The following is an 8,206-nucleotide window of genomic DNA, read 5'->3' as shown; positions in this document are numbered from 1 at the left end:
TTCGTCCGTCAGATCTGCACGCGCCACAACACAAGATCATTTCACAGGCGAGATCCACTTTCGCAACAGGCCCTAGCTGGATCGGTCAGGTTGATCATTCCGGCTGCGGCAAGCGCTGGGAAGCGCATAGAGCATCTGGCGGTGGCAGTACCCTTAGGGCTGCCCACCGCGGCCCTCAAACCATGCCGGGGTGGCGCAACAGCGGTCGCACCGCTGTCCACTCCTCGTCCGTCATGTCCGAGGGATACCGGCGCCCTCGGTCCGGGTGATCGGCCGCGTTGCCGTACACGTCCGCGAGACAACCGCACGACACGACGGACGAGTTGAAGTCAAAGGGCGCGGGCGCGTACAGCTGCGGCAACAGGGCCTCCCGGCGTGCTCGGTTCGGATTCGCTTCCCCGAGCTACCGAGAGGCCCTGCCTTCATGCGCCGACCGACCGTAGATCCCCCGAGGGGGAAACCTGTTCGACCCGCGTTCCAGATCGTCCACATCAACTGAGCCCCCGCACCGGGGTGCGGGGGCTCGGGGCCGTACCTACCTGCCGGGCTAAGGGAGCTGCTTCTTCTCGGCGTAGTAGGCGTAGGCGTAAGCCCCACCCTCGGAGCCAGTGACGGTGGCCGAGAAGCCGAGAGGACCGGGCTTGGACATGTCGATGCTCCGCTGGAAGATGGAGCCGTCACACACCTGGGTTCCAGCGGCCGACGGCACGTCCTTGTCTCCGACGGCGATCTTTAGCGCCACCTTGGCGCCACCCGTGCAGGTGAACGCGAACGTCACGCTCAGCACGTCGTCAGGCGCGGAGGGATGCGTGTTGCCGAACTGCCGCTCCAGCCCGCCGGACCCGGCCCCTAGGGACTCCCTGGTGACGAAGGCCCTCTCCAGCACGGACTTCGCGGCCTCGGCGCCGGCCGTGTCCGAAGTCGTCGTCGGGGCCGACCCTGTCACGCTCGGGCTCTTCGAAGGCGACCCGGACTGCTCGTCCGGGCTGCACGCCCCCGCACCGAGTAGCGCGGTGACGGAGAGGCCGACGGAGAGGCGCCGGACGGCCCTCCGGTCCATTCCCCTGGTCCGACTCATGAGTTCTGCCGCCCAATCGACATGTCGCCCTTCCGCGGAGCCAGGACGACAATGGTCTTCTTCTTGACGTTACAGGGGGGAGCGATCCACGTCTTCACGCCCGTGAGCTTCCAGCCGACCTGCCCGAGCACCGCCCGATAGCCCTTCGAGGTGCTGTTCGTGTCGTTGACGGTCTGCGTCCCGGTCCACGTCCAGGCGTTGCTGATCTTGGTGTCGACACTGACCTTGGCCTTGGCCAGGATGGCCCCCGCCTCCGCCTCGGCGCTGGCGCCGATGTCCCAGGTGAAGGTGTGACTGCCGGTCACGGTCCACGTCACGGTCTGACGGGGCAGCAGCCACGTCGACTGCGGCTTCTTTTTATCGGCGATGAAGTGCGGCGATCCCTTGACGGTGTACTTCGGCCGGTCGTTCACCTCCGGGCAGGCCATCGGGCCCATGTCCCCCTTCCCCGCCTTGGGCAGGGCCGTGGGCTTCTCCCCCTCGAACGTGAAGGTGACCGTGTCGTCGACGCCGACGACACGTCCGTCGTCCAGAACGATCTCCGCGCCCTCGGCCGGAGTCGGCTCGTCCACCGGAGCGGCGGCACTCGCGCCGGCTCCTGCCAGCAGCACGGCCCCGGCGGTTATGAGAGGCAGTGCGGTGCGCATTGCGATGCGGCTCATGTGTCCCCGTTTCATAAGTGTGTTGAGACGGCTCCTGGTCAGGGAGCCGAAACCCGTCACCCTGAGCGATGCGAAGAAGAAAGCTCTGGGTGATCTGCGTGCGCCGTTCCTACCGCGCTGCGATCATGAGGCGCAATGGCTAAGTGACGCGGGTCACGCGCAGACGCCGAATCGCGCCACGTCAGCGGACAGTTAGCTCAGAGGAACCTCAAAACGAGGAAAGCGCGAAGGCTCCCCTCTCCTCGGGAAACGACGGCTCTCCGTTGCCGTGCGTGATCAACGACGAGCCCTCCGGGTGGCCTGGTCCCGACGGGCGCGGGCGCGTACAACTGCGGCAACAGGGCCTCCCGGCGTGCTCGGTTCGGATTCGCATCCCCGAGCTACCGAGAGGCCCTGCCTTCATGCGCCGACGACCGTAGATCACCCGAGCGGGAAACCTGTTCGACCCCACACGTCCCAAGATCGGTTGAGAAACTGCCTCTGAATTCCCACCTCTTGGGGTGAGCGCGACTGTCCCAGCTGTCCGACTGTCCGGTTAAGGCTGTGACCTGTGGAAACAGCCCGGACAGCTCCCAGCGCTACTGTCCGGGCTATCCGGGCACAGACGGGCTGCAACACCCGGGGTGTTGCAGCCGTCGGCGAAGCCCACCCTTGTGGGTCGCAGGCGCCGAAGGCGACTTCCCCTGAGTCGTTACGCGCGGCTGAGTGTCTAACTGCGCTACAACCGCGGCGTACTACGCCGAACAACCACGGACGTTCAGGGACCGTCGTCCCAGGTCAACGAGGCTGCGACCGCGCCCCGGGCCAGTGATCGAATTGCTTCGGGACGAAGAGGTCGTGGGTTCAAATCCCGCCACCCCGACAGCTGAAACACCAGGTCAGGCCCGGTGCTGAGAGATCAGCGCCGGGCCTGATTTGCTTTGTGGAACCATTTTGGGAGCCATTTGGGAGCCGACCTCGGGAAGCGGCTCCCCGGTGGCTCCCAGCGAGTGGCTTCTGCCTTCAAGCGTGCCGTGCGCCGCGTGTGCCCGGGAGAGTCATCCCCACGGCTTGTGCCGAGGAGCTCACAGACGGTACGACGATCGCCATGCACCCATGGTCTCCGTTAAACGACCGGCAGCTCGCACTCCTCACCCGCATCGAGGACGGAACCGACCCCGTCACGTCGGACAGCCCCGAGCTCGCTCTTACCGCACGCGCGCTCAAGGAGCGGCGCCTGATCACCATGCCCAAGCAGAGTGGGAAGTGGCAGGCGGAGATCACTGACGCGGGACGCTTCTACCTGGAGCACGGCCATCACCCGGACCGGCCGGAACCGGCTCTGCGCAAGCAGCGGTCGGCGGGTTCCGAGCAACGGGAACGAACAACCCCTCCAGCACAGAGGCAAGCCCCAGCCTCACCCACGACGGCGCCAGCGCCGCAGCGCACCGCGAAGCCCTCACGGCCGTCGCCGGCAGAAGTCGGCGCCGCTTTGATCGCGGAGGTACAGCAGGCGGGGCGGTTCCTCCGGATCCCGAACCCCAGCGACGAGAAACGGGCCCGCTACCGCAGATCGTTCGACGCAGCCCGGCAATGTGCCCCTGAGGGATACCACCTGAAGTACAGCGGACGGGCGAAGGGGGACTTCTTCCTCGGGCTGCTCAGGGTGACCGGCGAGGACGAGACCGAGTGGAACCGGATCCGGCTGGCGCGCAGCCGTGTGATCACCGATGTCGAGGACGTGATCGCCGCAGTCACAGCGGACCACAGCGCCTTCGAGATCTCGGAGGACGTCCTTCCCCGGGTGCTCTCACTGCTCCGCCTCCTCGCCGAGCAAGCCCTCGCACGCCACGGCGAGATCGCGGTGTCCAAGAAACGCAGGCAGCCGAGGCCGCTGCTCACCGTCCACGGCAGGACGTACGAGGTCAGCTTCCGCGAGATGCAGAAACAGGTCCGGTACGTCCCCAAGCAGCCGGGCCGCCGTACGTACGACTGGCAACGTGTCACCCCGGCCCAGAAGTTCGAGCCGTCCGGCGAACTGGAACTGCTGGTCAGCCAGCAGTCGGACTACAGCTACGGCTGGAAGAAGGAATGGGCCGACACCGCCAAGAAGCCGTTGGAGGAGCAGATCGGTTCAGTCTTCCGGGCGTTGAAGGCGCGCGCGGAGGAGCAGGAGCGGGCTCGGCTGGAACGTGAGGCAGAGCAGCAGCGCCTACGAGAGGAGCGGGAGCGGCAGGAGGCCGAGCGCCGACGCCTGGAAGCGGAGCGGGAGGAGCGCGAGCGGCGGGAGTGGGAGGCCGCCGTCAGCGTGGCTTCGATCAAGGCGGTTCACACGGTACGAGCCGAGCACTTCGGTACGGCCCTTGAAAGGTGGCAAGCTGCAGGGGAGATCCGGACGTTCTGCGCCGCTCTGGATGAAGCCGCCGCCGCATCGGAAGACGCCCTCGAAGCCGAGAGACTGCGAGAGTGGTCGGCTTGGGGCAAGGCGGAGGCCGACCGGCTCGACCCCACCCTTAGCGGCAAGGGCCTGGCTTCCCTCAACTTCCACGCGGAGCCGACGGGAGATCAACTGCGGCCGTTCCTCGACGGCTGGCACCCACACCGGCCGGAGAAGGAGAAGAAGCCCGCTGCACAGTCGGCGCCGCCCAAGGCGGAGCCAGATCCGTGGCGCGGTCTCATCGACGCACGTCAGGATCAAGGCTGGCGATATGGACCCCAAGGTCGCGCTCAATGGTGGAGGCGATGACGCCGTGGCCGCGGTCACGTAGGGCCTTGACCGCCTTCTCGACCAGCTCTCCGATCCGGATGACCTCGGCGCGTAGGGCAACCAACTCGTCGTAGCGCTCCGTCTTGTCCTCACCGCACCACTCCCGCACCGTGCGCAGGACGGCTGCCTCCGCTTCCAGCTTGCGGTCGTCCCGACGCTGGTACGAGTAGTAGGCGGGGCGAGCCCGCTCCTCGTCCACTGCCTGCTGCTTGCGGTCCACCTCGGGCAGGATCTCCTCGGCCAGGCGCCGGGCGACCTGCCGTGCGATCCGCTCGGTAACCGGCCAGCCCGCCGTGCAAAAGCCGTTGCGGTCCTCGTGGACCATGGGATCGCCCCGTAGTCCGGTGGGATCCGCGCCAGCAAGCGGTGCCGTCTCCTCGAGGTGGCCCAACTCCAGGATCCCCGCGTCAGCCACCGCTCTACGCAGACGCAAGCGGCCCTTGGGCCGGACGAAGCCGAGGATCATCCGGGCCGCCTCGAACTCCGTGCTTCCCCGGACCTCCTTCGACGCCTCGGCCAGAGCCCGCTCCGCCGTGTCATCCGCCCTGAAGGACTCGACGTCATTCCACGAGGCCACCAGGCAGGCGGGGCTCACCCACTCCTGCAGGCCAGCCTCATCACCGTCCAGGAACCGCACGTGTACGCGCCCTGATCTTCCAGAGCCGCGGACTCGGACGATCTCCACTTGGCGCACCGCGCCACCCAGCTCCTTCGGTGTGGCCCGATACGCCCAGCATTCCCCGGTCTCCATACGTCCATTGAGCCAGGTCGACGACACCGCCACGCACCAATCAACAGATCCGAGGTATGTCTGATTTCCGCCGTCCCCCCGGCAGAAACCTGAGAGAAGATCACGGTCAGCTGCTTCCAGGGGGATCTCACATGACCGACCAGCACAACCGCACCTGCGGGCGCCCGACCCGCTCCGGTAACCCGTGCAAGGTCCGGATATCGGGCTCGGACGTGGCGTGCGGCACGCATGCCACAGAGCAGGACAAAGCCGTGGCCGAGGCCCACCGACGCGGATGGAGTGAAGGCTACAAATCCGGCAGCGAGAGCAGCGCGAGCTTTTCCAAATCCCGGATCGAACGACTGGAACAGCGCGTCAAAGAGCTTGAGGAACAACTGGACGACGCGAAGCGCGTGTACGAGATCGACGGCCATCAGGTTGTGGATGTCGGCGGATACGCCTACCGCTGGCGCGGGAGCACACCGCTTGAGGTCGGCGACCGGGTTCTGCTGCCCGAAAACTACGTGAGCCGCATGAAGAACGGCCCCGGCCCCACCCTGGGCGTGGTGAGCAAGCTCGGCACCACCTATCGCGGACCACTGTCCGACATCGTCAGGCGAGCGCCCGCAACGGGCGAGTAAAGCGAGGGCTCCATCAGTTGGGCCCAATACGAGCACGAATCTTTCGAAGAAGCGCCCTCGATGGGCGTCGCGCCCTGTCCCAGGACGCGACGCCTCTGCGGCTACTTCCGACTTGCGGCTCCCCGAACTTGCAGAATTTCATCGAGCACCCGCGCCAGCGGATGAGGGGACATCGCCAGCCGGGCGTCGAGTGCCGCCTCCCGTTGCCCGGTCAGGCCGAGTACGAGTCGCATAGCCCGCCACCCCGACAGAGAAGCACCAGGTCAGTAGCATGATCCGCATTGCGGCTCGGATCTCTGAGTAGTTGTGGGGGGCCGTTTTGGGAGCCAACCTCAGAAACCCGCTCCCAAGCGGCTCCCACGAGAGCAGGATCATCCCCCGTCGAGGCACTCCCGCAGCGCGGAGCGCGTCTTGGCGATCTCGGACTCGGCGAGTTCACGAGCGTCGTGAGCCCAGTCTGCGGCCTTCTTCCCGATAGCCAGGAATCCGAAGAGCCCCGTGATGAACCCAACCAGGACTGCGCTGACGCTCGCGACACGGGCGGCTGAGATCGCGTACCGAAGATTCAAACGGGCTGCGGCTCGCTGCCCCTGCGCCCATCGTTTCCTCGCGGAGTCGGCAGCATTGGCCGTGCCTGCGGCGCAGATCGCCGCGAGAGCCGTGAACACGAAGGCCAACGGGACCAACCCACCGAGGGCGAACAGTACGACGCCAAGGACGGCTCCGAAATAACCCCCAGCCGCTTGTGGGGCCGTGAAAGCTAGAACGACGCAGTAGGCGGACGACCCGAGTAGCCAGACGGTGAGCAAGGTCCAGCCGAGCAACGCCCCGCCGGTCCCCACCTCGTCCGCTTCTTCCGGTTGATGCCCGACCGGAGATTCCTTCTCGTTGCGCTGCTGCTCCTGGGACGCCTGAGGCTCGTCACCCCGCCCGTGGTCCGGACGTGACGTCTGGTGGTTGTTGACGTTTCCGTACACATTGCCCGCGATGAACACGCCAGGCCCGCGGTTGTACTGCCCGCGCTGGCTCTGAGGGTCAGTTGTGTCTGCTATGCCCCGCGCCGTGGTTGATAGTGAGGCCGCCTTCAACGTTTCCGTTGATGAAGGTGCCCGTTCCGTGGTTGTGCTGGTTGACCACGGAGGTCGGGTGCCCCTGCCGGGCCAGAGCCAACAGCTCGGCATACGCGACCGGTTCCGACTCCGCGAGTCGTACGAACACGGGAGCCCACGCAACCGCGGCGGCCCGCACGACAGACTCACGGTCACCCGCGTGGGCCTGGGCGACAGCAGTCCGTTCTCGGTCCAGACGCTCAAGCTGAGCCGCTGCCTCGTCCTCTCGACCGCTGCGCCGGATCAAACGGCCAATGGCCTCACGGACCCTCTGGTACCCCTCCTGGCTCGCCTGGGTGAGGAAAGCCGCGGCCACAGTGGTCGCCGCGAACGTCACTTCGTCCACTTCGTATCCCCCCAACTAGTCGCAGCACTGTATCCACGCACGCCGCAAGCGGCAGCCGGAACGGTTCATCCCGCATCGCCGGCCGGCTCAAGATGCAAGCCGACTCAACTCATCAGCCCACCAATGGCGTTGGCGAGCGCCTCGCCTCCTTGCTGGACCACGGTGCCCACGACAAGCGCGGGCAACGCCTGCGCGATTCCGCGCAGTGTGCCGACCTGCGGCGCATCGGAGGTCGCGAGCGAGGTGTCAACGGTGTCCGCCATCGCGCGCAGCACCGTCGCGTTCTGCAAGTCCGCCGCATTGCGGTCGACGTCCGCGCGGAAGGCGGCAAGGAGGCCGCGCACAGCGTCAATGTCGACCGTGCCCTGCACCGAGGCAGACTGATGGATGTTGGAGATGTTCTGTCCCGCCACATTCTGCAACGGTGCGTTGTTGTTGCCGCCAATACTGATGCCCGAGCCACGGCCCGGGTCCGGTTCGGGGCGACGCCGTCCCACAACCATTACTTGCCTCCCTGATTCTTGTTGTCCTGGCCGACGCCACTGATGCCGCTGCCGGCGACGTTCTGGATGGGGGCGTTGTTGTCCCCATAAACGAGGATGTTGTTGGTTACGGTGGCGACCTGCCGTTCGTACGCAGCCAGGTCGATCCCCTGCTCGTCGAGATACTCGGCGACGGTCCGGAAGACGCAGGACTGAATCAGAACGACGTGCCTCTTGGCATCGTCGCTCTGGTGCATGTCGGTGACTTCCTCGGTGGAGTACCGGTCGCGCAGGCTCACCGGGTCTTCTTCCTCCACGCGGCCGTCCGCCTTCTCACCTAGGGCCTGTTGCGAAAGTGGATCTCGCCTGTGAAATGATCTTGTGTTGTGGCGCGTGCAGATCTGACGGACGA

At 66.3% G+C, this 8,206-nt stretch carries 8 protein-coding genes and 1 pseudogene; 2 read left to right on the top strand and 7 right to left on the bottom strand.

Features of this window, described 5'->3' with window-relative positions:
• Positions 1-547 precede the first annotated feature (547 nt).
• Positions 548-946, bottom strand: a complete 399-nt coding sequence (locus NLX86_RS34090) for a hypothetical protein (RefSeq protein WP_254375699.1) — start codon at positions 944-946, stop codon at positions 548-550.
• 128 nt (positions 947-1,074) lie between these two features.
• Positions 1,075-1,740 (bottom strand): hypothetical protein, encoded by a 666-nt coding sequence (locus NLX86_RS34085; RefSeq protein WP_254375698.1) that lies wholly within the window; start codon positions 1,738-1,740, stop codon positions 1,075-1,077.
• Positions 1,741-2,827: 1,087 nt separating this feature from the next.
• Between NLX86_RS34085 and NLX86_RS34080 the strand changes: the two genes are divergently transcribed.
• Positions 2,828-4,465: a PE-PGRS family protein gene (locus NLX86_RS34080; RefSeq protein WP_254375697.1), complete on the top strand. Its 1,638-nt coding sequence runs from the start codon at positions 2,828-2,830 to the stop codon at positions 4,463-4,465.
• On the opposite strand, the gene NLX86_RS34075 is transcribed toward NLX86_RS34080, so the two are convergent.
• Complete coding sequence (locus tag NLX86_RS34075; RefSeq protein WP_254375696.1) at positions 4,395-5,237, bottom strand: PE-PGRS family protein; 843 nt, start codon at positions 5,235-5,237, stop codon at positions 4,395-4,397. The two genes, NLX86_RS34080 and NLX86_RS34075, sit on opposite strands and share 71 nt — an antisense overlap.
• Positions 5,238-5,368: 131 nt before the next feature.
• Between NLX86_RS34075 and NLX86_RS34070 the strand changes: the two genes are divergently transcribed.
• Positions 5,369-5,857 (top strand): hypothetical protein, encoded by a 489-nt coding sequence (locus tag NLX86_RS34070; protein WP_254375695.1) that lies wholly within the window; start codon positions 5,369-5,371, stop codon positions 5,855-5,857.
• A 371-nt stretch (positions 5,858-6,228) separates the two neighbouring features.
• Here the strand turns inward: NLX86_RS34070 and NLX86_RS34065 are convergent, their stop codons facing one another.
• From NLX86_RS34065 to NLX86_RS34050, 4 genes and pseudogenes are all read right to left on the bottom strand, one after another.
• Positions 6,229-6,852, bottom strand: a complete 624-nt coding sequence (locus NLX86_RS34065; protein WP_254375694.1) for a hypothetical protein — start codon at positions 6,850-6,852, stop codon at positions 6,229-6,231.
• Positions 6,853-6,892: 40 nt separating this feature from the next.
• Positions 6,893-7,075, bottom strand: coding sequence for a hypothetical protein (locus tag NLX86_RS34060; RefSeq protein ID WP_254375693.1), 183 nt, complete (start codon positions 7,073-7,075; stop codon positions 6,893-6,895).
• A 341-nt stretch (positions 7,076-7,416) separates the two neighbouring features.
• The gene (locus NLX86_RS34055; protein ID WP_254375692.1) at positions 7,417-7,815 is read right to left on the bottom strand and encodes a hypothetical protein; all 399 of its coding nucleotides are present in this window, start codon (positions 7,813-7,815) and stop codon (positions 7,417-7,419) included.
• A pseudogene (locus NLX86_RS34050) lies at positions 7,815-8,206 on the bottom strand (hypothetical protein); the annotation flags it as partial. The gene NLX86_RS34055 and the pseudogene NLX86_RS34050, both read right to left, overlap by 1 nt.

The sequence above is a fragment of the Streptomyces sp. A3M-1-3 genome (genome assembly GCF_024213665.1).
GTDB lineage: Bacteria > Actinomycetota > Actinomycetes > Streptomycetales > Streptomycetaceae > Streptomyces.
Note: the sequence above shows the minus strand (reverse complement) of the source record. Positions and strands in the feature narration are given on the sequence as shown.

What these genes read in the sequence shown, in the direction of transcription:
- NLX86_RS34070 (WP_254375695.1), top strand. Translation starts at nt 5,369, where the DNA reads ATGACCGACCAGCACAACCGCACCTGCGGGCGCCCGACCCGCTCCGGT.
- NLX86_RS34075 (WP_254375696.1), bottom strand. Translation starts at nt 5,237, where the DNA reads ATGGAGACCGGGGAATGCTGGGCGTATCGGGCCACACCGAAGGAGCTG.
- NLX86_RS34055 (WP_254375692.1), bottom strand. Translation starts at nt 7,815, where the DNA reads ATGGTTGTGGGACGGCGTCGCCCCGAACCGGACCCGGGCCGTGGCTCG.
- NLX86_RS34085 (WP_254375698.1), bottom strand. Translation starts at nt 1,740, where the DNA reads ATGAGCCGCATCGCAATGCGCACCGCACTGCCTCTCATAACCGCCGGG.
- NLX86_RS34080 (WP_254375697.1), top strand. Translation starts at nt 2,828, where the DNA reads ATGCACCCATGGTCTCCGTTAAACGACCGGCAGCTCGCACTCCTCACC.